The sequence below is a fragment of the Pseudomonas fortuita genome (assembly GCF_026898135.2).
Lineage (GTDB): Bacteria > Pseudomonadota > Gammaproteobacteria > Pseudomonadales > Pseudomonadaceae > Aquipseudomonas > Aquipseudomonas fortuita.
Genome location: NZ_CP114035.2, coordinates 952,483 through 976,980, shown reverse-complemented (window position 1 = coordinate 976,980; position 24,498 = coordinate 952,483). Strand labels below are relative to the sequence as shown.

The 24,498-nt window shown below is 62.2% G+C and carries 24 protein-coding genes; 2 read left to right on the top strand and 22 right to left on the bottom strand.

Features of this window, described 5'->3' with window-relative positions; all coding sequences use genetic code 11:
• Positions 1–23 precede the first annotated feature (23 nt).
• The 3 genes from OZ911_RS04435 to OZ911_RS04425 all read right to left on the bottom strand — a co-directional run bounded on the left by OZ911_RS04435 (position 24) and on the right by OZ911_RS04425 (position 2,061).
• The gene (locus OZ911_RS04435) at positions 24–440 is read right to left on the bottom strand and encodes a hypothetical protein (protein WP_054833427.1); all 417 of its coding nucleotides are present in this window, start codon (positions 438–440) and stop codon (positions 24–26) included.
• A 169-nt stretch (positions 441–609) separates the two neighbouring features.
• Entirely contained in the window at positions 610–1,377 is a 768-nt protein-coding gene (locus tag OZ911_RS04430; RefSeq protein WP_016484988.1) for a tetratricopeptide repeat protein, read from the bottom strand.
• A gap of 3 nt (positions 1,378–1,380) precedes the next feature.
• Complete coding sequence (locus OZ911_RS04425) at positions 1,381–2,061, bottom strand: Fe2+-dependent dioxygenase (protein ID WP_019472663.1); 681 nt, start codon at positions 2,059–2,061, stop codon at positions 1,381–1,383.
• Between the two features lie 221 nt (positions 2,062–2,282).
• Here OZ911_RS04425 and OZ911_RS04420 point away from each other — a divergent pair, with 221 nt between their 5' ends.
• Both OZ911_RS04420 and OZ911_RS04415 read left to right on the top strand, forming a co-directional pair.
• On the top strand, positions 2,283–4,574 hold the full coding sequence (locus OZ911_RS04420; protein WP_016484986.1) for a TonB-dependent receptor: 2,292 nt from the start codon (positions 2,283–2,285) through the stop codon (positions 4,572–4,574).
• Between the two features lie 97 nt (positions 4,575–4,671).
• Entirely contained in the window at positions 4,672–7,227 is a 2,556-nt protein-coding gene (locus OZ911_RS04415) for a PepSY domain-containing protein (protein WP_023047856.1), read from the top strand.
• A gap of 128 nt (positions 7,228–7,355) precedes the next feature.
• Here the strand turns inward: OZ911_RS04415 and OZ911_RS04410 are convergent, their stop codons facing one another.
• The 19 genes from OZ911_RS04410 to iscR all read right to left on the bottom strand — a co-directional run bounded on the left by OZ911_RS04410 (position 7,356) and on the right by iscR (position 24,331).
• Positions 7,356–8,147 carry an amidohydrolase gene (locus OZ911_RS04410; RefSeq protein ID WP_016484984.1) on the bottom strand — a complete coding sequence of 264 codons (792 nt, stop codon included), beginning with the start codon at positions 8,145–8,147 and terminating at the stop codon, positions 7,356–7,358.
• The gene (locus OZ911_RS04405; protein WP_016484983.1) at positions 8,135–9,283 is read right to left on the bottom strand and encodes a pyridoxal phosphate-dependent aminotransferase; all 1,149 of its coding nucleotides are present in this window, start codon (positions 9,281–9,283) and stop codon (positions 8,135–8,137) included. The genes OZ911_RS04410 and OZ911_RS04405 overlap by 13 nt, the downstream gene beginning before the upstream one ends.
• Before the next feature lie 210 nt (positions 9,284–9,493).
• A complete protein-coding gene (gene der / locus OZ911_RS04400; protein WP_016484982.1) occupies positions 9,494–10,957 on the bottom strand; it encodes a ribosome biogenesis GTPase Der in 1,464 nt (487 codons plus the stop codon).
• A gap of 116 nt (positions 10,958–11,073) precedes the next feature.
• A complete protein-coding gene (gene bamB / locus OZ911_RS04395; RefSeq protein WP_003248513.1) occupies positions 11,074–12,216 on the bottom strand; it encodes an outer membrane protein assembly factor BamB in 1,143 nt (380 codons plus the stop codon).
• Entirely contained in the window at positions 12,217–12,858 is a 642-nt protein-coding gene (locus OZ911_RS04390) for a tetratricopeptide repeat protein (RefSeq protein ID WP_023047855.1), read from the bottom strand.
• A gap of 39 nt (positions 12,859–12,897) precedes the next feature.
• Positions 12,898–14,187 carry a histidine--tRNA ligase gene (gene hisS, locus OZ911_RS04385; RefSeq protein WP_016484980.1) on the bottom strand — a complete coding sequence of 430 codons (1,290 nt, stop codon included), beginning with the start codon at positions 14,185–14,187 and terminating at the stop codon, positions 12,898–12,900.
• Positions 14,188–14,212: 25 nt separating this feature from the next.
• Positions 14,213–15,322 carry a flavodoxin-dependent (E)-4-hydroxy-3-methylbut-2-enyl-diphosphate synthase gene (ispG, locus tag OZ911_RS04380; RefSeq protein ID WP_016484979.1) on the bottom strand — a complete coding sequence of 370 codons (1,110 nt, stop codon included), beginning with the start codon at positions 15,320–15,322 and terminating at the stop codon, positions 14,213–14,215.
• 3 nt (positions 15,323–15,325) lie between these two features.
• Positions 15,326–16,342, bottom strand: a complete 1,017-nt coding sequence (locus tag OZ911_RS04375; RefSeq protein ID WP_016484978.1) for a RodZ domain-containing protein — start codon at positions 16,340–16,342, stop codon at positions 15,326–15,328.
• Positions 16,339–17,100 carry a type IV pilus biogenesis/stability protein PilW gene (pilW, locus tag OZ911_RS04370; protein ID WP_016484977.1) on the bottom strand — a complete coding sequence of 254 codons (762 nt, stop codon included), beginning with the start codon at positions 17,098–17,100 and terminating at the stop codon, positions 16,339–16,341. Before pilW ends, OZ911_RS04375 begins: the two co-directional genes overlap by 4 nt.
• Positions 17,101–17,114: 14 nt before the next feature.
• Complete coding sequence (gene rlmN, locus OZ911_RS04365) at positions 17,115–18,260, bottom strand: dual-specificity RNA methyltransferase RlmN (protein ID WP_016484976.1); 1,146 nt, start codon at positions 18,258–18,260, stop codon at positions 17,115–17,117.
• A gap of 28 nt (positions 18,261–18,288) precedes the next feature.
• Positions 18,289–18,714 carry a nucleoside-diphosphate kinase gene (ndk, locus tag OZ911_RS04360; protein ID WP_012316140.1) on the bottom strand — a complete coding sequence of 142 codons (426 nt, stop codon included), beginning with the start codon at positions 18,712–18,714 and terminating at the stop codon, positions 18,289–18,291.
• Between the two features lie 88 nt (positions 18,715–18,802).
• A complete protein-coding gene (gene iscX / locus OZ911_RS04355; protein ID WP_016484975.1) occupies positions 18,803–19,003 on the bottom strand; it encodes a Fe-S cluster assembly protein IscX in 201 nt (66 codons plus the stop codon).
• A 10-nt stretch (positions 19,004–19,013) separates the two neighbouring features.
• Positions 19,014–19,355: an ISC system 2Fe-2S type ferredoxin gene (fdx, locus tag OZ911_RS04350; RefSeq protein ID WP_016484974.1), complete on the bottom strand. Its 342-nt coding sequence runs from the start codon at positions 19,353–19,355 to the stop codon at positions 19,014–19,016.
• A 3-nt stretch (positions 19,356–19,358) separates the two neighbouring features.
• Positions 19,359–21,221, bottom strand: a complete 1,863-nt coding sequence (hscA, locus tag OZ911_RS04345; protein WP_023049496.1) for a Fe-S protein assembly chaperone HscA — start codon at positions 21,219–21,221, stop codon at positions 19,359–19,361.
• A gap of 42 nt (positions 21,222–21,263) precedes the next feature.
• The gene (gene hscB, locus OZ911_RS04340) at positions 21,264–21,785 is read right to left on the bottom strand and encodes a co-chaperone HscB (RefSeq protein ID WP_016484972.1); all 522 of its coding nucleotides are present in this window, start codon (positions 21,783–21,785) and stop codon (positions 21,264–21,266) included.
• A gap of 8 nt (positions 21,786–21,793) precedes the next feature.
• Complete coding sequence (gene iscA, locus OZ911_RS04335; RefSeq protein ID WP_003248536.1) at positions 21,794–22,117, bottom strand: iron-sulfur cluster assembly protein IscA; 324 nt, start codon at positions 22,115–22,117, stop codon at positions 21,794–21,796.
• Between the two features lie 28 nt (positions 22,118–22,145).
• A complete protein-coding gene (gene iscU / locus OZ911_RS04330; RefSeq protein ID WP_003248539.1) occupies positions 22,146–22,532 on the bottom strand; it encodes a Fe-S cluster assembly scaffold IscU in 387 nt (128 codons plus the stop codon).
• Between the two features lie 46 nt (positions 22,533–22,578).
• Positions 22,579–23,793, bottom strand: a complete 1,215-nt coding sequence (locus OZ911_RS04325; RefSeq protein WP_016484971.1) for an IscS subfamily cysteine desulfurase — start codon at positions 23,791–23,793, stop codon at positions 22,579–22,581.
• Positions 23,794–23,839: 46 nt separating this feature from the next.
• On the bottom strand, positions 23,840–24,331 hold the full coding sequence (iscR, locus tag OZ911_RS04320) for a Fe-S cluster assembly transcriptional regulator IscR (protein ID WP_008092572.1): 492 nt from the start codon (positions 24,329–24,331) through the stop codon (positions 23,840–23,842).
• Between the last annotated feature and the right edge of the window lie 167 nt (positions 24,332–24,498).

Below are 24,498 nucleotides of genomic sequence, written 5' to 3'. Positions count from 1 at the left end.
TATCTGCAGCGATACCCCGTACATCACAGAGGCTTGTAATCGGCCAACGTAAAGTGCACCTCATCGCTCGTGACACTATGAGTGCTCAGATAGGCAATGAGGCTGAGCCCCGGGCCGTGGGTTTTGATCTTCACGGTATACCCCAGGCGATCTCGCAAAATGAATGCGGGACGAGCGTTCTCCCCTTCCCCATGCACACCAATCTCCTCGATCTTCCAGAACACATCGTCGGACACTGATCGGTAGAAACCAAGAAATCGATTGAGACTGGAATCCATTTGCCGCCCGAAGTAGTGCGAGCCCTCTGTAACGCAGGTAACCCGATAATGCCGACGGTTATCCCGTCGCTCGATGAAATCGAAGCGCAGCGTCACCGGCGTCGTATTTACTGTATCGAAGGATTCAGGCAGGCACAGCCAGCCAGAATCGGCCATGTCCATGAACGCACTCTCGATGATCATTACGGGCTTGATCGACGTGCCCCAATTAAGACAGTCCAGCTGGGCTGTAAAAGAAGTGTCCAAGTTTATTGCTGTCATACCATTCATCCCCCCGCCCGCACTACGTTTTGATTGAGGGCGAGGAGATTATCGAAGCGCAGGCATGTCTCTAAGCTGTGGACGTTTCCTCGGCAACTCGTTGCTGCAGTTCTTCGGCATAGGCTTGCACATAGGCTGCCATCGGTGCCCCGCCAGTCTGCAGTGTGGCCAGTGCGCTCTTGAGGAAGTTCACATTGCCCTCCTTTCGTGCACGCGCCAGCCAAGGCTCGGCCTCAGCAGCCTGCCCTCGCTCGAGCAGCACCGTCGCGAGGCTGAACATCCCACGAAAGTCTCCCGCCTGCGCCGAGCGCCGATACCAGCGCACGGCCCGCGCGGGGCCCGCCGCCGTGGCAATGCCGAGCTCAAGATAGCGCCCGTACAGGTTCATCGACTTGGCATGGCCCATCTGCGCGGCCTTCTCGTAACAGAGCAGGGCCTGGGCCTGGTTGGCCGGCACCCCACGCCCCGTGGCCAACAGGTTGCCTAAGTTGTAAAGGCCCCAGTCCAGACCGACATCGGCCGCGCGCGCATAGTGAATGGCTGCCTGGGCCACATCCTGATCACCACCCCAACCATGTTCCAGGCACCGGCCAAGCATGTTGTGCGCCATGGCACTGCCGCCCTGGGCGGCGATACCGAACCAGCGCCGCGCCACGGCCTCATCCGCCTCGATGCCACGCCCGTCGAGCAGGATCTGCCCGAGCAGCAACTGCGCCTCGACCACGCCCTGCCCGGCGGCCGCCAGGATCGCCTGGGCGGCTTGGCCGGGGCTGTGTTCGAGCATGGCCTTGAGGCCGGCGACATCCACCGCTTCTTCACGCCGCAATTGGTAAGACACGGCTCAGACCTCGGCCCAGCGGCGTAGCAGGTTGTGATAGGTGCCGGTCAGTTGTAGCAACGAAGGGTGCTCCGGTACATCGGCAGTCAGTTGCTGGATAGCATTGTCCATCTCGAACAACAGCGCCCGCTGGCTGTCCTCGCGCACCAGGCTTTGAGTCCAGAAGAACGCAGCATAACGCTGGCCCCGGGTCACCGGGTTGACCTTGTGCAGGCTGGTGCCGGGGTACAGCACCAGGTCACCGGCAGCCAGTTTGACCTGCTGCACGCCATAGGTGTCCTGGATCACCAGCTCACCACCGTCGTAGCTGTCCGGGTCGCTGAGGAACAGCGTGGAAGACAGGTCGGTGCGTACCCGCTCCGGGCTGCCCTTGGGCTGACGCAGGGCGTTATCGATATGAAAGCCGAAATTGCCACCCTCGCGGTAGCAGTTGATCAACGGCGGAAACACCTTGTGCGGCAGGGCCGCCGACATGAAGCGCGGGGTTTTCCACAGGCGGTCGATCAGCGCAGTGCCGATTTCCTTGGCCAACGGGTGCCCTTCCGGCAACTGCAGGTTGTGTTTGGCCTTGGCCGACTGGTAACCGGCAGTCACCTTGCCATCGGCCCAGTCGGCCTGCTCCAGCGCCTCGCGGATACGGGCCAGTTCGTCAGCGTCAAACAGGCCTGGGATGTGAAGCAGCATGGCGGCAGCACCGTTAGGAAATGTAAAGGCGCCAATGATATTGATTCCCTTTTGCGCTACACAAGCCCTTTCGCCGCTTAAGACGTTTCAGCTTGATGAAACCGTAAAGGCTAATTGTAAAGATTGTAAATTCCTCACGAATGGTAACGAATCTCAATTGTGAGTCACAATTGCTTACATTAAGATCCGCCGCCTCAACACCTTGGGGAAGGTCCTTAGCAATGCGCCAGTACGTACCATCTGCAGTGAGTTCGCCACGCCTGATCGTATCCGCCATCGGCGTCGCGCTTAGCGCCTCGTCGGTGTATGCCGCCGACCCGGCCGCCAGCAGTGCCATCACCCTCGATGCCACCAGCGTCAACGGCAAGGCTGAACAAGCCAGCACCGATTACAAGGTCGAAAAAGCCGCTTCGCAGAAGTACACCGCGCCGCTGGTGGACACCCCGCGCTCGGTCACCGTGATCCCGCAGCAAGTGATCAAGGACACCAATGCCCTGACCCTGCAGGACGCCCTGCGTACCGTGCCAGGCATCACGTTTGGCGCCGGTGAAGGTGGCAACCCGCAGGGCGATCGCCCGTTCATCCGTGGCTTCGACGCTCAGGGCGATACGTACCTGGACGGCGTGCGTGACACTGGCGCGCAAACCCGCGAAATCTTCGCCATCGAGTCGGTGGAAGTGGCCAAGGGCCCGAACTCGGCCATCGGTGGCCGTGGCGCCGCCGGCGGTACCATCAACCTGGTCAGCAAGCGCGCGCACCTGGGCAACTCGCTGGACGGTGCCTGGACCTGGGGCAGCGACCAGACCCAGCGCTACACCTTCGATGGCAACTACCAGTTCAGCGATACCGTTGCCGGCCGCCTGAACCTGATGACCCACGAAAGCAACGTTGCCGGCCGCGACAAGGTCAATTACGACCGCTGGGGTATCGCCCCGTCGCTGGCCTTCGGCCTGGGAACGCCGACCCGCGTCAACCTCGACTACTACCACCTGGAAAGCGATGACCTGCCGGATTCGGGCATTCCGTACACCATCCCGACCAACGGCAGCGCCGGGCGCACCTCGGCCCACCCGAGCAAGCCGAATGACGGCGGCGACAGCGACAATTTCTACGGCCTGACCGGTCGCGACTTCCGCAAGAGCCGTGTAGACATCGCCACCTTCGCGGTCGAGCATGACCTGACCGACTCGCTGACCATCAAGAACACCCTGCGTCACGGCAACAGCATGCAGGACTACATCCTGACCCAGCCTGACGACAGCAAGGGCAACGTCAACAACGGCAGCGTCTGGCGCCGTGCCAATACCCGCGTGGGCAACACCGCCACGACCACCAACCAGACCGACCTGTTCGGCGAGTTCTACGTCGGTGGCATGAAAAACAGCTTCTCGACCGGTATCGAACTGAGCCGCGAAGAGAGCGACCGTTCGTCCTACACCGTCGACACCGACACGGTCCCTGGCGGCGCTGCCAATACCAACTGCACCCCCGGCATGATCGGTGCCACCAGCGGCTACAACTGCACCTCGCTGAGCAACCCGAACCCGGATGACCCGTGGAACGGTGCCATTTCGCGCAACTACGCCGGCACCACCACCAACAGCAAGACCCGTGCACTGTACGTATTCGACACCCTGGAGCTGACCCCCGAGTGGCTGGTCAACATGGGCCTGCGCTACGACCACTTCGACACCGACTACAAGACCTACAACGCTGCTGGCACCACCACCGCCAAAGGCAAGGATGTCAGCGAGTTCGTGACCGGCCAACTGGGCCTGGTGTGGAAACCGGCGGAAAACGGCAGTATCTACGTTTCCTACGCCACTTCTGCAACGCCACCAGGCTCGATGCTCGGCGAAGGTACAGAAGGCAACCCGCTGGGTGGCACCCCTGACCGTACCGGCAACCTGTTGGCCAGTGACATGGAGCCAGAGGAAACCACCAACTACGAAATCGGTACCAAATGGGACCTGCTCGACCAGCGCCTGTCGCTGACCGCCGCGCTGTTCCGCACCGAGAAGGAAAACGCCCGCGTCCAGGTGGACACCACCACCTACGAAAACGTCGGCGAAACCCGCGTACAAGGCATCGAACTGTCGGCCAGCGGCAAGATCACCGACAAGTGGCAGGTATTCGCCGGCTACACCTACATGCAGGCTCGCCAGATCGACGGCGGCCCACTGGGCAAGGCCAACGATGGCAACCAGTTGCCGAACACCCCGAACAACAGCGCCAGCCTGTGGACGACCTACTCGATCACGCCAAAGCTGACCGTGGGTGGCGGTGCGTTCTACGTGGATGACGTGTACGGCAGCGTGGCCAACACCACCATGGTTGACAGCTACGTACGCTACGACGCCATGGCCGCCTACAAGCTGACCAAGAACGTCGACTTGCAGTTGAACGTGCAGAACCTGACCAACGAGGTGTACTACGACAAGGCCTTCTCTACCCACTTCGCCAACCAGGCGGCCGGGCGGACTGCACTGCTGACCACCAGCGTGCACTTCTAAAGCAACAACCAAGGGCCCCGTTCATTGAGCGGGGCTTTTGCGTATCAAGGCATAATGCACGCCGCGCAGTCTGCGGTAGCAACACAAGGTGATCGATGTGGTGAAGAAGACGCTGTTCCAATTGCACTGGTTCTTTGGCATCACCGCTGGCCTGGTGCTGGCCCTGATGGGCATCACCGGGGCCCTGTACTCGTTCCAGGAAGAACTGCTGCGTGCGTTCAATGCCGATGTACTCAAAGTAGAAGTGCGCGCCGAAGGCGTGCTGCCTCCGGCCGAGCTGGTGCAACGGGTCGAAGCCCAGCAGCATGACAAGGTGTCGATGCTGTGGGTGGACGTGCGTGAAGGCAACGCCGCACGTATCTTCTTCACGCCAGCACCGGGCGAGCGCCGAGGCGAGCTGCGCTATGCCGACCCGTATACGGGCGAACTCAAAGGTGAAGTGGCCGGGCAAGGCTTCTTCAACCTCATGCTCAACCTGCACCGCTTCCTGGCCATGGGCGACACCGGCCGGCAGATCACCGGTGCCTGTACCCTGATGCTGGTGTTCTTCTGCCTGTCCGGCCTTTACCTGCGCTGGCCGCGCAAGGCGCTGGACTGGCGCACCTGGCTGACCTTCGACTGGGCCAAGAAAGGCCGTGCCTTCAACTGGGACCTGCACGCCGTGGCAGGCACCTGGTGCCTGCTGTTCTATCTTCTGTTCGCCCTTACCGGCCTGTTCTGGTCCTATGAGTGGTACCGCGAAGGCCTGAACAAGCTGCTGGCCGACGCCCCGGCAGCCGGCCAGCAACAAAAACGCGGTGAAGGCCGTGGCCGCCACGGCCCGCAGAAAGTCGACAAGAACGCCCCGCCGCTGGTGGTCGACTATGACGCCATCTGGGCCAACCTCAAGGACGCCGCAGGCCCAGGCCTTGCCACGTACAACCTGCGCCTGCCACCGGTTGGCGGCCAGCCAGCCAACCTGTTCTACCTGCTGGACAGCGCCGACCACCCACGCGCCTTCAACACCCTGATGCTGGACCCGGCCACCGGCCAGGTAAAAAAACACGACCGCTACGCCGACAAATCCTTCAAGGCCCAACTGCTGCAGAGCGTCTACGCCCTGCACGTTGGCGAATACTTCGGCCTGCCAGGGCGCATCATCGTCACCCTCGCCAGCCTGACCATGCCGCTGTTCTTCGTCACGGGCTGGCTGCTGTACCTCGACCGCCGCCGCAAGAAGCGCCAGGTACGCGCAGCCCGTGGCAACGTTGCCAGCAGCAATGGCAGCGACGACAGCTGGTTGATCGGCTTCGCCAGCCAAAGCGGCTTTGCCGAGCAACTGGCCTGGCAAAGTGCCGGCCAGTTGCAGGCAGCTGGCTTGCCAGTGCAGGTACGTGCACTGGCCGAACTGCGTGAAGACGACTTGCGCCAGGCCCGCCGTGCGCTGTTCGTGGTCAGTACTTTTGGCGACGGCGAAGCACCCGACAGCGCCCGCGCGTTCGAGCGCAAGGTGCTCGGCCAGCCTTGGGCGCTGAACAACCTCAACTACGCCCTGCTCGCCCTCGGCGACCGTCAGTACCCGCACTTCTGCGGCTTCGCCCGCCGCCTGCAGGCCTGGCTGGGAGAGCGCGGAGCCAGCAGTGCATTCAGCCCAGTGGAGGTGGACAACGCCGACCAGGCCGCCCTGCAGCAATGGCAGCAGGAACTGGCACAACTGACGGGCGCCCAGCCGGTGGCCGCCTGGCAGCCGCCAAGCTTTGGCAACTGGTCACTGGTGCGTCGCGAACTGCTCAACCCGGGCAGCCAAGGCCAGCCGGTGTACTTGCTCGGCCTGCTGGCTGAAGAGCCTGCAAGTTGGGACGCTGGCGACCTGGTGGAGATACTGCCACTCAATGGGCAACCAAGGATCGACGCGTTCCTCAAAGGCATGGCGCAGGACGCCAGTGCACGGGTACACGTGAACGGTCTGGACGAAACCCTTGCCCAAGCCCTCGCTGGCCGCCAGTTGCCGGCGCGCCGTGATCACCTGATCGGCTTGCAGCCGCAAGCGCTGGTCGACGCTCTGGTGCCAATCGGCAGCCGCGAATACTCCATCGCCTCCATCGCCAGTGATGGCGTGCTGCAGCTGATCGTACGCCAGGAGCGCCATAGCGATGGCAACCTGGGCCTGGGCTCTGGCTGGCTCACCGAATACCTGCCACTAAACGGTACGCTGAGCCTGCGCCTGCGGCGCAACAGCGGCTTCCACCTGCCGGAGGCAGCTGCACCGATGATCCTGATCGGTAACGGCACGGGCCTGGCCGGCCTGCGCAGCCTGATCCGGGCCCGGGTGAACGCTGGCGAACAGCGCAACTGGCTGCTGTTTGGCGAGCGTAATCAGGCGCATGACCTGCTGTGTGGTGACGAGCTGCAAGGGTGGCTGCAAAGCGGCGACCTGGCACGCCTGGACCTTGCGTTTTCGCGGGATCAGGCCGAGAAAGTGTATGTGCAGGATGTGTTGCTGCAGCAGGCCGACGAATTCAAGCGCTGGGTGGCGGATGGCGCCTGTGTGTATGTCTGCGGCAGCCTGCAAGGGATGGCTGCGGGGGTAGATGCGGCGCTCAACGGCATGCTTGGTGAGGCCGCTGTGCAGCAGTTGATCGAGGATGGGCGGTATCGGCGAGATGTTTACTGATCATTCATTGATGTAGCCGGTACTGGCCTATCGCCGGCTAGCCAGCTCCCACAGGTACAGCACCGGGCCCGAGGGCAGTGGGTTACCTGTGGGAGCTGGCTTGCCGGCGATAGGGCCGGTACAGGCTGTCAGTGTAAATCGAAGGTATCGGCATCCAGGTTGGCCGGGAATTTGGCCCGGTACGCCGCCAGTTCCGCAGCGCTCAACACGGCGGTAAATACCCCGTCTGCCTCACCGGCACTGAGCAGGCTCTCGCCCTGGAAGTCCAGCACCTGGCTGTCGCCCGAATAAGCAAAGCCCTTGCCGTCCGTGCCCACCCGGTTCACGGCCGCCACATAGCACAGGTTCTCGATGCCCCGCGCCGGCAGCAGACGATTCCAGTGCTGGCGGCGCGCCGCCGGCCAGTTGGCGGTATACAGCAGCAGGTCCGTGTCCTGAGCGTCACGGCTCCACACCGGGAAGCGCAGGTCGTAGCAAATCAGCGGGCGGATCCGCCAGCCCTTGAGCTCGAACTGCACCTGGCGTTCACCGGGGGTGTAGTGCTTGTGCTCACCGGCCATGCGGAACAGGTGGCGCTTGTCGTAGTGCAGAATTTCGCCGTCCGGCCGGGCCCACAGCAGGCGATTGCGGTGGCTGCCATCGGCGGCCTGGATGATCACGCTGCCGGTAATCACCGCGTTGTACTTCTTCGCCTGGGCCTTCAGCCACTTATAGGTCGGCCCATTTTCCGGCTCGGCCAGGCTTTCGGACTGCATCGAGAAACCCGTGGTGAACATCTCAGGCAAGATCACCAGATCCACCTCCCCGACCTGTTCCAGCAGCACCTCGAAGTGCGCATAGTTGGCCTCGCGGTCGTGCCAGGCCAGGGTCGTTTGCACCAGGGCGACTTTCAGGTTGGGCAGTGTGCTCAGATCGCGCATAGTCGTTCCGCTGCCTGACGCAGCGTCTCCTCACGTTTGGCAAAGCACAGGCGTACCAGGCGTTGCTCGGGGATGGGTTGCTGGTAGAACACCGATACCGGGATGGTCGCCACACCGTGCTCGCGGGTGAGCCACAGCGACATGTCGACATCGTTCAGGTCCGGGCGGATCTGCGAGTAATCCACCAGCTGGAAATAAGTGCCCGCCGTGCGGGTAAAGTTGAAGCGTGAGCCCTCCAGCAAGCCGCAGAACAGATCGCGCTTGGCCTGATAGAAAGCCGGCAGTTCATCGATATGCTCAGGGTGCTCGGCCATGAAGTCGGCCAGGGCGCACTGCAGCGGCGTCACACCACAGAAGTTGACGTACTGGTGCACCTTGCGCAGCTCTGCACTCAACGCCGGGGGCGCAATCACATAGCCGGTCTTCCAGCCGGTCACGTGATAGGTCTTACCGAACGAGCTGACCACAAAGGCACGTTGATACAACTGCTCGTGGGCCAGTACGCTGGCGTGGTGGACGCCGTCGTACACCAGATGCTCGTAGACCTCATCGCTGACCAGGTAGATATCGCGGTCGGCAATCAGCATTGCCAACTGTTCAAGGTCTTCGCGGGTGATCAGGGCGCCACTGGGGTTGTGCGGCGAGTTGAGGATGACCATGCGGGTGCGCGGGCTCAGGGCATCACTGAACGTCTGCCAGTCGATACGGAAGTCGCCGTCGCTCAGTTGCACATGCACGCAGCGACCACCGGCCAGTTCCACCGAAGGTTCGTAGCTGTCGTAGCACGGGTCGAAGACAATGACCTCGTCACCGGCATGGACCACCGCCTGGATGGCACAGAAGATCGCCTCGGTGGCACCAGGGGTGATGGTCACTTCCTGGTCGGCATCCACCTGTGCGCCATACAGCCGCGCCACCTTGGCCGCCACCTGCTGGCGCAAAGCCGGCAGGCCGGTCATTGGCGAATACTGGTTGTGCCCGGCAGCCACATGCCGGCCCACTGCATCGAGCAGGGCCTGCGGGCCGTTGAAATCAGGGAAACCCTGGGACAGGTTGAGCGCGCCAGTCTGCACGGCGAGCTGGGACATGGTGGTGAAGATGGTCGTGCCGACATTCGGCAGTTTGCTGCGGATCATGGAGCCCTCTTTCCTGGGGTGTATCCGGCACGGGGTGGAGTCCGAGCATAGCGGATCAAGCAGTCAGGAAAAAGGTTGAAACAATAGGGGGATTGCTCTGGATCAAAGGGCCTCTTCGGGGTGAACCCGCTCCCACAGGTGCTGCACAATATTCAAAATCTGTGGAGGACCTGTGGGAGCGGGCAAGCCTGCGAAGAAGCTGACGCGGAATCAGCGCTTGTCGCGGCGCTTCTTCTCGGCCTTCTTGTGGTGCGACATCAAGCGGCGCTTCTTGTTGACCTGGCGGTCGGTGAGGGTGTTCTTCTTGCCCTCGAACGGGTTCTCCCCGCCCTTGTACTCGATGCGGATCGGCGTACCGACCAGCTTCAGCACCCGGCGGTAGGTGTTTTCCAGGTAACGCGAGTACGACTTGGGAATGCTCTCGGTCTGGTTACCGTGGATCACGATCAGCGGCGGGTTGGCACCACCCAGGTGGGCATAGCGCAGCTTGATGCGGCGGCCATTGACCAGCGGCGGCTGGTGCTCGCTGACCGCATCTTCGAGGATCTGTGTCAGGCGGCTGGTTGGCCAGCGGGTCACAGCCGAGGTGAACGCGGCCTGCACCGACTTGTACAGGTTGCCCACGCCGGTGCCGTGCAAGGCGGAGATGAAGTGGATGTCGGCGAAGTCGACGAAGAACAGCCGGCGCTCCAGCTCGGTCTTCACGTAGGCACGCTCACCCGGCTCCATGCCATCCCACTTGTTCAGCGCAATGACGATGGCGCGGCCGGCTTCGAGGGCGAAGCCCAGCAGGTTCAGGTCATGATCAACCACCCCTTCACGGGCGTCCATGACGAAGATGACGACGTTGGCGTCCTTGATCGCCTGCAGCGTCTTGACCACCGAGAACTTCTCGACTTCCTCGTGGATCTTGCCGCGCTTGCGCACCCCGGCGGTGTCGATGAAGGTGTACTTGTCACCATCACGCTCGAACGGGATGTAGATACTGTCTCGGGTAGTGCCCGGCTCATCGTAGACCACCACACGTTCTTCGCCGAGCATGCGGTTGACCAGGGTCGACTTGCCGACGTTCGGGCGGCCGATGATGGCGATCTTGATGCCATCCTTCTCGCTTGGGCCAGGAATGCGCACGGCCTCCTCGCCTTCTGCGACGTCCTGGTCGAGGGCTTCTTCCTCGGCATCACGCGGCAGGTGGCCGAGCACAGCTTCCATCAGGGCGCTGATACCACGACCTTGGGAGCCCGCCACCGGAATGGCGTTGCCCATACCCATCGGCGAGAACTCGGCGCGAGCCACGTCGGGGTCGATGTTGTCGATCTTGTTGGCGACCAGAATCGCCGACTTGTTGCGCTTGCGCAGGTGCTCGGCAATCATCTGGTCGGCGGCGGTCATACCGGCGCGGGCGTCGACCAGGAACAGCACGTAGTCGGCTTCTTCAATGGCCATGAGCGACTGCTCGGCCATTTTTTCATCCATGCCCACTTCGTCACCGGTAATACCGCCGGTGTCGATCAGGATGAAGGAACGACCCTGCCAGCTGGCATCACCATACTGGCGGTCACGGGTCAGGCCTGACAGGTCACCCACGATTGCATCGCGGGTTTTGGTCAGGCGGTTGAACATGGTGGATTTGCCGACGTTCGGGCGGCCCACCAGGGCAATTACGGGAACCATCGGCTCTCCACTCTCGAATTCTTGAAAATGCAAAGGCCGCTGCAAGGCAGCGGCCGGAGTTTGGGCGGCGTGTCCTACGCCGCAGCTTGAAACCCGCCAAGGTTTCAAGCATAGCTTCAGCGGATGGTCAGTGCCTCGAGCTTGCCGCTGTTGCCGAAGACATAGATGGTGTCGCCGACCACAAGTGGGCGGGCGCGCAGGCCATCGCTGTCGATACGCTCACGACCAACGAAGCGGCCATCCACCTGGCTCAGCAGGTGCAGATAACCTTCAAAGTCACCCACAGCCACGTAGCTGCTGAACACTTCAGGAGCGGTCAACTGGCGGCGAGCCATGCTGTCGTTGCTCCACAGGGCGCTGGAAGAGCGCTCATCCACACCTTCCACGGTACCCGAGGCTTCGCTGACGTAGACGTTACCGAAGCCCTGTGCGACACCTACATAGCTGGAAGCATCGCGCTGCCACAGCTCGCGGCCGCTTTCCAGGTCCAGGCCAGCTACACGGCCCTGGTAGGTGCTGACGTACAGGGTACCACCAGACAGCAGCAAGCCGCCGTCGATATCAACCACACGGTCCAGCTCGGAACGGCCCTTGGGGATGGCCACGCGGCTTTCCCACACCGGCACGCCGTTGTTGATGTCCACCGCGACCACCTTGCCGGTGGACAGGCCGGCGACGGCCAGGCGATTGGTGGCAATCGGTGCACCGGTGCCACGCAGGGTCAGCACGGCCGGGGAGTTCTCATAGATCCAGCGGCGGTCACCCGTGGCGGCATCCAGGCCGATCAGGCGGTCGTCCTGGGTCTGCACCACGACCACGTCACCGTTGTTGGCAGGCGGGGCCAGCACTTCGCTGGTCACGCGCGAGCGCCAACGCTCTTCACCGGTGCTGGAGTCCAGGGCGATGACTTCACCCTTGAGGGTGCCGAGCATGACCAGGCCATAGCCCACGCCAACCGCGCCGGAAACCTGCAGCTCCAAGTCCTTCTTCCACACCACATCACCGGTGATGCGGTCGAGGGCGAAGACTTCGCCGTTGACGTCGGAAGCGTAGATACGGTCGTTCTCGATGGCCGGTACCAGGGTGTTGTAGGTCTCACCCTGGCCGTCACCGATCGAACGGCTCCACTGCTTCTTCAGCACCACTTCCTCGGTGAACTTGGTCAGCTCGGCCGGGGGCAGTTCCTTCTTGCTGTTGCTGCTGCAACCGGCGGCCAGTACGGCCAGGGTCAGCACTGCTGCATGTTTCCAACCGATCACTTACGCGTCCCCTTTAGCCAGGTCATCCAGCTTCAATTGCAGGCCACCGACCGCCGCCTCATCCGACAGCGCAGCCTTGGCTTTCTCGTAAGCGCTGTGCGCGTCGTCGGCGCGACCCAGCTGCACCAGCAGGTCACCCTTCAATTCTTCACGGCTGGCCAGGAAAGCCTTGTCGGCGTCGCCGTCCAGCAGCTTGAGGGCATCCTCGGCCTTGTTCTGGGCTGCCAGCACGCGAGCCAGGCGCTGGCGCGCAATCTCGCCCAGGGTCACATCGGCCGGCTTGTCCAGCACGCCTTTGAGCTCGGCAGCGGCGTCGTCGAGCTTGCCGCTCTCGACCGCGACCTTGGCTACGAACAGGCTACCGTACTGGGCGTAAGCGGTGCCGCCAAACTCGCTCTTGAGCTTGCTGGCCAGTTCCGCGACCTTGGTGGCGTCTGGCTGGCCAGTCGGCGTCAGGCTGGTTTCAATCAACGCCTGATACAGCTGCGAGGCACCTTGGGACTGGTTGTTCTGGTACTTGTGCCAGGTATTCCAGCCCAACACCACCACGCCTGCCAGCAACGCGCCAGTCAGCAGCGGCTTGCCGTTGCGGTTCCACCAGTCCTTGACCCCTGCCAGGTCATCATCATCGGTACTCGACACCCCAATACTCCTTTTCGCCTATTCGCTTGTTGAACCGCGTTACGCTTGCGCGATCGCGGTTTCCAGGTGCTCTGCCAGAGCATCCCAGGCAATGTTCTGTTGTTCACCCTGGCCACGCAGGGGCTTGAAGCCGATTTCTTGCCTGGCCAGTTCCTCGTCACCGAGGATCAGGGCGAACAGCGCCCCGCTCTTGTCGGCTTTCTTGAACTGGCTCTTGAAGCTGCCACCGCCTGCGTTCACCGCCAGGCGCAGGCCCGGCAAGCGGTCGCGCAGGGTTTCGGACAGGCGCAGGCCTGCCAGCTCGGCCTGCTCACCGAAGGCGCACAGGTAGACGTCGATCTGGCGGCTGATGGATTCCGGGACCTTGCCCAGGGTTTCCAGCAGCAGGATCAGGCGCTCGATACCCATGGCGAAACCGACGCCGGTGGTCGGCTTGCCGCCCATCTGCTCGACCAGGCCGTCATAGCGGCCGCCGGCACACACGGTACCCTGGGCGCCCAGCTTGTCGGTGACCCACTCGAATACGGTCTTGCTGTAGTAGTCCAGGCCGCGCACCAGCTTGGTATTGATCACGAACGGAATGCCGGCGGCGTCCAGGCGGGCCTTGAGGCCTTCAAAGTGCACGCGCGACGCTTCGTCCAGGTAATCTTCCAGCTTCGGCGCACCCACCAGCACCGCCTGGGTGTTCTGGTCCTTGCTGTCGAGGATACGCAGCGGGTTGCTCTTCAGGCGGCGCTGGCTGTCTTCATCCAGTTGCTCCAGGCGCGCCGAGAGGAACTCGACCAGCGCGTCACGGTAGCGCGCGCGGGCTTCGCTGGTACCCAGGCTGTTAAGCTCCAGCTTGACCGCGTCCTGGATGCCCAGCAGGCCCCAAAGGCGCCAGGTCAGCATGATCAGCTCGGCGTCGATGTCCGGACCGTCCAGGTTGAACACTTCCACGCCAATCTGGTGGAACTGGCGGTAGCGGCCCTTCTGCGGGCGCTCATGGCGGAACATCTGGCCGATGTACCACAGTTTCTGCACCTGGCCGTTGCCGGTGATGCCATGTTCCAGCACGGCACGGACGCAAGCGGCGGTGCCTTCGGGACGCAGGGTCAGCGAATCGCCGTTACGGTCTTCGAAGGTGTACATCTCTTTTTCGACGATGTCGGTCACTTCACCGATCGAGCGCTTGAACAGCTCGGTGAACTCGACGATCGGCGTGCGGATCTGGCTGTACCCGTAGGTGTCCAGCAGACCGGCCACGGTGCCTTCGAAGTAGCGCCACAGTGGCGACTGTTCTGGCAGGATGTCGTTCATGCCACGGATGGCTTGCAGCGATTTGCTCACGAAAAGTCCTTACGAATTCTGTGTGTCAGCCACGGGCGATCAGCGCCGCGTCGGCTTCGACCTTTTCGGCCGCTTTCTGACGGATGAGCCTTTCCAGCTCATCGACCAGGTTGTCATTGGTCAGTTTCTGCGCCGGCTTGCCGTCGATGTAGATCAGGTTCGGCGTGCCGCCGGTCAACCCTACATGGGCTTCCTTGGCTTCACCGGGGCCGTTGACCACACAACCGATCACCGCCACGTCCAGCGGCACCAGCAGGTCTTCCAGGCGCCCTTCCAGCTCGTTCATGGTCTTGACCACATCGAAGTTCTGCCGCGAGCAGCTCGGGCAGGCGATGAAGTTGATACCACGCGAACGCAGGTGCAGCGACTTGAGGATGTCGTAGCCGACTTTCACTTCTTCGACCGGGTCGGCCGCCAGCGAGATACGGATGGTATCGCCGATGCCCTCGGCCAGCAGCATACCGAGGCCGACGGCGGATTTCACCGTCCCCGAACGCAGGCCACCGGCTTCGGTGATGCCCAGGTGCAGTGGCTGCACGATCTGCTTGGCCAACAGGCGGTAGGCTTCGACGGCCATGAACACGTCGGAGGCCTTGACGCTGACCTTGAAGTCCTGGAAGTTCAGGCGGTCCAGATGTTCGACATGGCGCAGGGCCGACTCGACCAGCGCCGCCGGGGTGGGTTCGCCGTACTTCTTCTGCAGATCCTTTTCCAGAGAACCGGCGTTGACACCGATACGGATGGGGATACCACGGTCGCGGGCAGCGTCGACCACGGCGCGTACACGGTCTTCGCGGCCGATATTGCCCGGGTTGATCCGCAGGCAATCGACGCCCAGTTCGGCCACGCGCAGGGCGATCTTGTAGTCGAAGTGGATGTCGGCAACCAGCGGTACGCTGACCTGTTGCTTGATCTTGCCAAACGCCTCGGCCGCGTCCATGTCCGGCACCGAAACCCGCACGATATCCACGCCGGCATCGACCAGGCGCTGGATTTGCGCCACGGTGGCGGCGACATCGTTGGTATCGGTGTTGGTCATGCTCTGCACCGCGATAGGTGCATCACCACCCACCGGCACATTGCCGACCCAGATTTTGCGGGATTCGCGACGTTTGATCGGAGATTCGCCGTGCATGACTTACTGTCCCAACTTCAGGCGAGCAGTCTCGCCACTGGTGAACGGGGCAACATCGACGGCCTGGCCGTTGTAGCTGACCTGGGCGCCCCGGGCAAAGCCCAGGCGTACCGCGAACGGCGGTTTGCCGGTCAGCTCGAGGTTGTCCCCCTTGCGCTTGACGGCGCTGAACAGCACCTTGCCGTTGCCATCGGACACCTGGGTCCAGCAATCGGCGGTGAACTGGATGGCGACCTTGGCGCTGCCTGCCGGTACTGCGGCGGGCTCGGCAGCGGCCACGGCAGCTGCAGGTGCTACAGGCGCAGCGGCGGCCGGTGCAGCTGGTGCTACCGGCGCAGGCGCTACGTTGGCTGCAGATTGCGCAGGCGCCTGCCGGGCGGGTGCGGCAGCAGCCAATTGCGCCGGGCTTGCCGGCGCCTGCTCGGCGGCAGCAGCAGGCTGCTCGGCAGTGCCCTGCTCCAGTGCCAGCGGCGCGCTCTCGGGCTGCTGGCCTGCGGTAACCGCCTGATCTTCAGGTTCGTCGAGCGGGTGAATCTGGGTGGTGCCGTCGGCACTTTCGACTTCGACGTGCTCCAGGGCGATCTTGGCCAGGTCCTTGCCACGCAGGCTGCCCTGGTCCTGCCACCAGACGAAGCCACCGCCGACCACAACCACCAACAACAGCAGGCTGACGCCGCGCAGAATATTGTGCGACAGGCGTACTGGCTCTTCGATACGCCCCAGCGAGTGCACATCGCTGCCTTTGGCGTGGGTACCGGTGTAGCGGTCGAAGGCCTCTACCAGGGTGGCCTGGTCAAGGTCCATCAATTTGGCATAGGCGCGAATATAACCACGGGCGAATGTATGACCGGGCAGCTTGTCGAAGGCGCCGGTTTCCACATGGTTCAACGAACTGACAGTGAGGTTGAGCTTGCGGGCCACCTCGGCTTGAGACCAGTCCCGTTTCTCACGGGCCAGGCGCAAAAGCTCACCGGGGTTCTGGCCAGGCGCTACTGCTACTTCGGGATGCGCGGCGTTCATCGTTGCTCCGACAGGTATTGCTGATATTCCGGCGTACCGGGATAAAGTCGTTGTAATTGCTGGCCCAGCTCGGCCAGTGTGCCCTGCTCGTCGAACACCCTGGCAAGGCGGCTACCCAGCAGCAGGCTACGGGCATCGTGGTCGCTCAACTGGCTGAAACGATCGTAGTAGTCCCGGGCCGGCACATAATGCCTGTTTTCGTAGGACAACTCAGCCATTTCCAGCAACGCTTTTGGTTGCCGCTGGTTGAGTTGCAACGCTTTGAGCAGATACGCGTGCGCCTGGTCGCGGCGTTCGAGCTTCAGGGCAGTCAGGCCCAGGTTCTCGTACACGCGTGAGCGCTCAGGATACAGGGTATCGCTACTGGCGAGGCGAAACATCTGCTGGGCCTCGGCAAATCGCCCCTGAGCATAAAGGAAACTGCCGTAATTGTTGCGAATTCGCGTATCGCCAGCGCGGGCCAACAAGGCCTTGTGAAAGTGCGCTTCGGCCAACAACGGCTCGCCTTCGGCCTGGAACACCATCGCCAGGGCGGCGTGCGCGTCGGCATCACGGCTGTCGAGGGCCAGGGCCTTGCCCAGCGGCGCCTTGGCCTGCCCGGTCAAACCCTGTTGCAAATAACCCAGACCTAGCTGCACATAAGCCCGCCCCGCTTCCACCCTGCCCTGGCGGCTGGCCAAGGGGTCGCCCGCGCCGCCCGACACGCAGCCGGCCAGCAGCGAAAGCGCAAGGATCGACAGCGCAGCGCGCAGGCTCATGGGCAAGGTCCCGGTCAGTGGCTGGCGGCGCTGTCTTGCAGCTCGACGTCCGCGGAAAGCTGGCGTACGGCGATGTAGCGCTCACTGCGACGGGTACGGTCGTTGACCTGGCCGACCAGCTGGCCACAGGCGGCATCGATGTCCTCACCACGGGTGGTGCGGGTGGTGACGTTGAAACCACCGTGGTGCAGCAGGTCCTGGAAGCGACGAATGGCGTTGTTGCTCGGCCGCTCGTAGCCCGAATGCGGGAACGGGTTGAACGGGATCAGGTTGATCTTGCACGGCACATCGCGCAGCAACTCGATCATTTGCGCGGCATGCTCAGGCTGGTCGTTGACGTCCTTGAGCAGGGTGTACTCGACGGTGAGCACGCGCTTGCCACCCAAGGTGGACATGTAGCCCATGCACGATTCCAGCAGCACTTTCAGCGGGTACTTCTTGTTGATCGGTACCAGCTTGTTGCGCAGCTCGTCATTCGGCGCGTGCAGCGACAGGGCCAGCGACACGTCGATGTGCTTGGCCAGTTCGTCGATCATCGGCACCACGCCCGAGGTGGACAGGGTGACGCGACGCTTGGAAATGCCATAGCCCAGGTCATCCATCATGATTTTCATGGCGGCAATGACGTTGTCGAAGTTCAGCAAGGGCTCGCCCATGCCCATCATGACCACGTTGGTGATCGCGCGGTCGACTTTGGCAGGGACGGTCCCGAAGGATTTGTTGGCAAGCCACACCTGGCCGATGACTTCAGCGGCAGTGAGGTTGCTGTTGAAGCCCTGTTTGCCGGTGGAGCAGAAGCTGCAGTCCAGGGCACAGCCGGCTTGCGACGATACGCACAGGGTGCCGCGATCGTCGGTAGGAATATAGACGGTCTCGACGCAGCTGCCGGAGGCAACGCGGATCACCCATTTGCGGGTGCCGTCGGCGGAAATGTCTTCACTGACCACTTCCGGTGGGCGAATCTCGGCAACGGCCTCGAGCTTTTCGCGCAAGGCCTTGCCTACGTTGGTCATGGCCGCAAAGTCGGACACGCCAAAATGGTGAATCCATTTCATCACCTGGCCGGCACGGAAGCGCTTTTCCCCGATCGAGTCGAAGAATTGTTCCATTTCCGGCTGGGTCAGACCCAACAGGTTGATTTTGCCAGTAGATGTCGTCATGGATTCACCCTCACCCGTAAGCTTTCGCTTAGCGAGTGGTTACCTCGGTAGCAGCGAAGAAGTAAGCGATTTCGCGAGCAGCAGCAGCTTCGGAGTCCGAACCGTGAACGGCGTTGGCGTCGATCGACTCGGCGAAGTCAGCACGGATGGTGCCGGCAGCAGCTTCTTTAGGGTTGGTAGCGCCCATCAGCTCACGGTTCAGAGCGATGGCGTTTTCGCCTTCCAGAACCTGTACAACGACCGGGCCGGAAGTCATGAAGGCAACCAGGTCACCGAAGAAGCCGCGCTCGCTGTGCTCAGCGTAGAAGCCTTCGGCTTCGGCTTTGGACAGCTGTTTGATTTTCGAGGCAACGATTTTCAGGCCGGCTTCTTCGAAGCGAGTGGTGATCTTGCCGATGACGTTTTTGGCAACTGCGTCAGGCTTGATGATCGAGAAAGTACGTTGAACAGCCATGGAAAACTCCAGAATATGAGTGTTACGAAAAATTAAACCCGCGAATTATACGCGGGTTTCAGGGGATTGCCTAACCTGCAAGTGACGCTTAGTCGGCTTCGTCGATCCAGGCGCCCTGGATTGCCTCGAGCACTTTCTCACCGCCGCGTGACGGATCGTCGCTGAAGTCTGGCAATGCCAGCACCCAACGGTGCAGGTCCACGAAATTCACATAACGAGGATCGACCTCAGGCTTGCTTTCTGCAAGCTGGATTGCGATCTCAAGTACATCAACCCATTTCAGACTCATGTACAGGCCCTCAGTGCGGTGCTTCGGCAGCGTGGTTGAGCGAATACTTGGGTATCTCGATGGTCAGGTCTGCATCACCTACGACCACCTGGCAACCCAGGCGCGACTGCGCTTCCAGGCCCCATGCCTTGTCCAGCATGTCCTCTTCAAGCTCGTCGGCCTCTTTGAGGGAATCGAAGCCCTTGCGCACGATGCAGTGGCAAGTGGTGCAGGCCTTGACGCCGCCGCAGGCGCTTTCCATCTCGATGTGATGGTCGTGTGCCAGTTCCAGGATATTGGTCCCCGGCTCGACCTCCACGGTCAGCCCTTCAGGGCAGAACTTCTCATGCGGCAGGAATGTCACCAGCGGCATCGGTTACTCCTCGATCTCATTCAGGTTGCGCCCGGCCAGTGCGGCTTTGACCGTCGAATCAAGGCGACGGGCGGCAAATGCGTCGGTCACCTGCGACAGACGCTTGGTCTGTTGCTCGATGGCTGCGCCATCGGTGCCGGTCAGCAAATCACGTAGTTCTTGCATCTGGAATGCAATGGCATCGCGCTCGTCACTGCTGAGCAAGCGGTCACCGTCGGCGTCCAGGGCGCCCTGTACTGCTTCGAGCAGGCGCTCGGCGTCCACCTGGTGCTCGCGCAACTGACGGGCCTGCTTATCGGTACCTGCGTGCTCGAAGGAGTCCTTGAGCATGCGGGCGATTTCGCCGTCGGTCAGGCCGTAAGACGGCTTGACCTGGATGCTTGCTTCCACGCCCGAACCCAGTTCGCGGGCCGCAACGCTGAGCAGACCATCGGCATCCACCTGGAAGGTCACGCGAATTTTGGCAGCGCCGGCAACCATCGCCGGGATACCGCGCAGCTCGAACCGTGCCAGCGAGCGGCAGTCGCTGATCAGCTCGCGTTCACCTTGCAGGACGTGGATCATCATGGCCGACTGGCCATCTTTATACGTCGTGAACTCCTGTGCACGGGCCACCGGAATGGTGGTGTTGCGCGGGATCACCTTTTCCATCAGTCCACCCATGGTCTCAAGACCGAGCGACAGCGGAATGACATCAAGCAGCAACAGTTCGCCACCTTCGCGGCGGTTGCCGGCCAGGGTATCGGCCTGGATGGCGGCACCAATGGCCACAACCTGATCAGGGTCGATCGAAGTCATCGGGGCGCGACCAAACAGCGCGCCCACGGCTTCACGCACCCGCGGCACACGGGTCGAACCACCGACCATGACCACGGCACTGACTTCTTCGAGCTCGACGCCACTGTCGCGCACAGCGCGACGGCAAGCCTTGAGGCTGCGGGCAACCAATGGCTCTATCATGGCTTCGAAGGCCGTGCGGCTCAGTTCGCCCTGCCAGCTGCCATGGCTGACGCTGACCACGTCGGCGTCGGTCAGGGCTTCCTTGGCAGCGCAGGCGGTTTGCAGCAACTCACGCTGAGTGGCTGGGTCCAGGTCGGACGACAGGCCAGCCTGCTCGATGATCCAGCCGGCAATGGCGTGGTCGAAATCGTCACCGCCCAGGGCGGTATCGCCACCGGTAGCCAGCACTTCGAATACGCCAGCGGTCAGGCGCAGGATGGAAATATCGAAGGTACCACCACCCAGGTCATAGATGGCCACCACGCCTTCGGCGTTCTGGTCCAGACCATAGGCCACGGCGGCTGCGGTTGGTTCGTTGAGCAGGCGCAGCACGTTCAGGCCAGCCAGGCGCGCAGCGTCCTTGGTGGCCTGGCGCTGGGCATCGTCGAAATAGGCCGGCACGGTAATCACCGCACCAACCAGCTCGCCACCCAGGGTCGCTTCGGCGCGCTCGCGCAGCACTTTAAGGATATCAGCGGACACTTCCACCGGGCTTTTCGGCCCCTGCACGGTGTCGATGAACGGCATGTGCGACTCGCCGCCGACAAAGCGGTATGGCAGCTGCTCGCCCAATTGCTTGACGTCGGCCAGACCGCGCCCCATCAGGCGCTTGACCGACAGCACGGTGTTCAGCGGGTCACTGGAAGCGGCATCACGCGCGGCCTGCCCCACTTCGTTGCGCCCTTCGAGGTAGCGCACCGCGGACGGCAGAATCACGTTACCCTGCGCGTCGGGCAGGGGCTCGCTACGGCCGCTGCGTAATGCGGCGACCAGAGAGTTGGTGGTACCCAGGTCGATCCCCACCGCCAGGCGGCGCTGGTGCGGCTGAGGGCTTTGACCGGGTTCGGCAATCTGCAGTAGGGCCATGCTTATCTGAATACCTTAGGTGCCATCACGGGCAGCACCGGGTTAATCGTCGAGGCGCTCTTCCAGCTGGCGCACTTCTTGGGCGAGCTTGTCGAGGAACTGCATGCGGCGCATCAGGCGCTCGGCCTTGTCGCGCTCGCCTGGGGCATCCCAGCAGGCGGCAAAGTCCTCGTTCAGCGTGTCCTGGGCGGCCTTCAGGCGCTTCTTGAACACGCCGACACCGTCAAGGTCGGCTTCGTCCTGCAACTCTTCGAGCTCTTCACGCCACTGCATTTGCTGCAACAGGAATTCCGGGTCATGGACCGTGACTTCCTGAGGCACTTCGTGGCCGCTGATGGCCAGCAAATAGCGGGCCCGACGCGGCGCACTGCGCAGGGTCTGGTAGGCGTCGTTGAGGGCTGCGGACTTTTCCAGCGCTACGCGCTGCTCACGCTCGGAGGCGTCGGCAAAGCGATCAGGATGGACTTCGCGGGCCAGCTCGCGATAGCGAGTGGCCAGCTTGTCCAGATCCAGGCGGAAGCTTGGCTGGAGGTCAAACAATGCGTAATGACAAGGAGTACCCACAGCCAGCCTCAAACGTTGAAGCTTTCGCCGCAGCCACACTCACCGCGCACGTTGGGGTTGTTGAACTTGAAGCCTTCGTTCAACCCTTCCTTGACGAAATCCAGCTCGGTGCCATCGAGGTAGACCAGGCTCTTGGGATCGATGATCACCTTTACGCCGTGGTTCTCGAACACCTGGTCTTCATCCGCCAGTTCGTCGACGAACTCCAGCACGTAGGCCAGGCCCGAGCAACCGGTGGTGCGCACGCCCAGGCGAATGCCCTCACCTTTGCCGCGCCCGTCAAGGGAACGGCGAATGTGGTTGGCGGCGGCTTCTGTCATGCTGATAGCCATCAGGACTCCTTACCTCGCAACAGGCGACTTAGATCAAGCCTTTCTTCTGCTTGTAATCGCGTACAGCTGCCTTGATGGCATCTTCGGCGAGTACCGAGCAGTGGATCTTGACCGGCGGCAACGCCAGTTCTTCAGCCAGTTGGGTGTTCTTGATGGTTTCGGCTTCGTCCAGGGTCTTGCCCTTCATCCACTCGGTGGCGAGGGAGCTGGAAGCGATGGCCGAACCGCAGCCGTAGGTCTTGAACTTGGCGTCTTCAATAACGCCCTGCTCGTTGACCTTGATCTGCAGGCGCATAACGTCGCCGCAAGCCGGGGCGCCGACCATGCCGGTGCCAACGTCCGGGTCTTCGGCATTCATCTTGCCGACGTTGCGCGGGTTTTCGTAGTGGTCGATGACCTTTTCACTGTATGCCATGGTGCAATTCCTTCCTCATCAGGGAGCCGCTCTTGCCGGCGACTGCTTAGTGGGCGGCCCACTCGATCTTGGAGATGTCAACGCCGTCTTTGTACATGTCCCACAGCGGCGACAGCTCACGCAGTTTGTTGACGGCCTCGCAGACTTTCTGCGCGGCATAGTCGACTTCTTCTTCGGTGGTGAAACGGCCGAAGGAGAAGCGGATCGAGCTGTGCGCCAGCTCGTCGTTGCGGCCCAGAGCGCGCAGTACGTAGGACGGTTCGAGCGATGCGGAGGTGCAGGCCGAACCGGACGATACGGCGATGTCCTTCAGCGACATCAGCAGCGATTCGCCTTCGACGTAGTTGAAGCTCAGGTTCAGGTTGTGCGGCACGCGGGCGGTCTTGCTGCCATTGACGTACAGCTCTTCAAGGTCCGAAACCTGCTTGAAGAAGCGGTCGCTCAGGGCCTTGATGCGCACGTTTTCGGCGGCCATTTCCTGCTTGGCGATGGCGAAAGCTTCGCCCATGCCGACAATCTGGTGGGTTGGCAGGGTGCCCGAACGCATGCCGCGCTCATGGCCACCGCCGTGAATGATGGCTTCAAGGCGTACACGCGGCTTGCGGCTGACATACAGCGCGCCGATGCCTTTCGGGCCGTAGGCCTTGTGCGCCGAGAACGACATCAGGTCGACTTTCAGCTTTTGCAGGTCGATTTCGACCTTGCCGGCCGACTGGGCGGCGTCGACGTGGAACAGGACGCCGCGTGCGCGGGTCAGTTCACCGATGGCGGCGATGTCGTTGATCGAGCCGACTTCGTTGTTCACGTGCATCAGCGAGACCAGGATGGTGTCGTCGCGCAGCACCGCTTCTACCATGGCCGGGGTGACGATGCCGTCTTCGCCCGGTTCCAGGTAGGTCACTTCGAAACCTTCACGCTCCAGCTGGCGAGCAGTATCCAGGACCGCCTTGTGCTCGATCTTGGAGGTGATGATGTGCTTGCCCTTGGTCTGATAGAAGTGCGCGACACCCTTGAGTGCGAGGTTGTCGGACTCGGTGGCACCGCTGGTCCAGACGATTTCGCGCGGATCGGCGTTGATCAGTTCGGCAACCTGACGACGGCCGTTCTCGACCGCTTCCTCGGCTTTCCAGCCGAAGACGTGGGAGCGCGAAGCCGGGTTACCGAAGTTCCCGTCGACCAGCAGGCAGTCGGCCATTTTCTGGGCCACACGTGGGTCGACCGGGGTGGTCGCAGAGTAATCGAGGTAGATCGGCAACTTCATTTGTCTCTCCTATCAGGCGGTGGCGTCGCTCGTCGTCCCAGGGGGATCAATCGACGGCTGACGTCTCAATCTTGTCCAGCTGGGCGGTTCGGCCTGCGACACGACGCAGGTCCTGGCGCTGGGCAACTTCCTGCACCTCACGGCGCATGACGAGGTCGGCCAGGCTGATGCCGCTGAGGAATTCATGGATCTGCTGGCTGAGGTCGCACCACAGGTGGTGAGTCAGGCAGGTATCACCGGCATGGCAGTCCCCAAGGCCCTGGCACCGGGTAGCATCGACCGATTCATTGACCGCATCGATGACCTGGGCCACCTGGATGGTTTCCATGCCCCGCGACAGCTGGTAGCCACCGCCTGGACCGCGCACACTGGAAACCAGGCTGCTACGGCGCAGCTTGGCGAACAGCTGTTCCAGATAAGAGAGGGATATGCCCTGGCGCTCGGAAATGTCGGCCAAAGACACCGGCCCATGCTGCGCGTGCAACGCCAGGTCAAGCATGGCAGTCACGGCGTATCGGCCTTTGGTAGTCAGTCGCATGGCTATTGGGTACCACGGGAGTTTCGGGATGTGTCGAGTATGCGATTCCCGAGCATTTAAGTCAACTATTAGACCTACTGCTTTAGTCGGGTTTGCATCAGGGAGGCGGGCGCGATTGTAGCAGACGAGGGGCGTGAGCACACGCCCCGTATGTCACCATGGGTTCA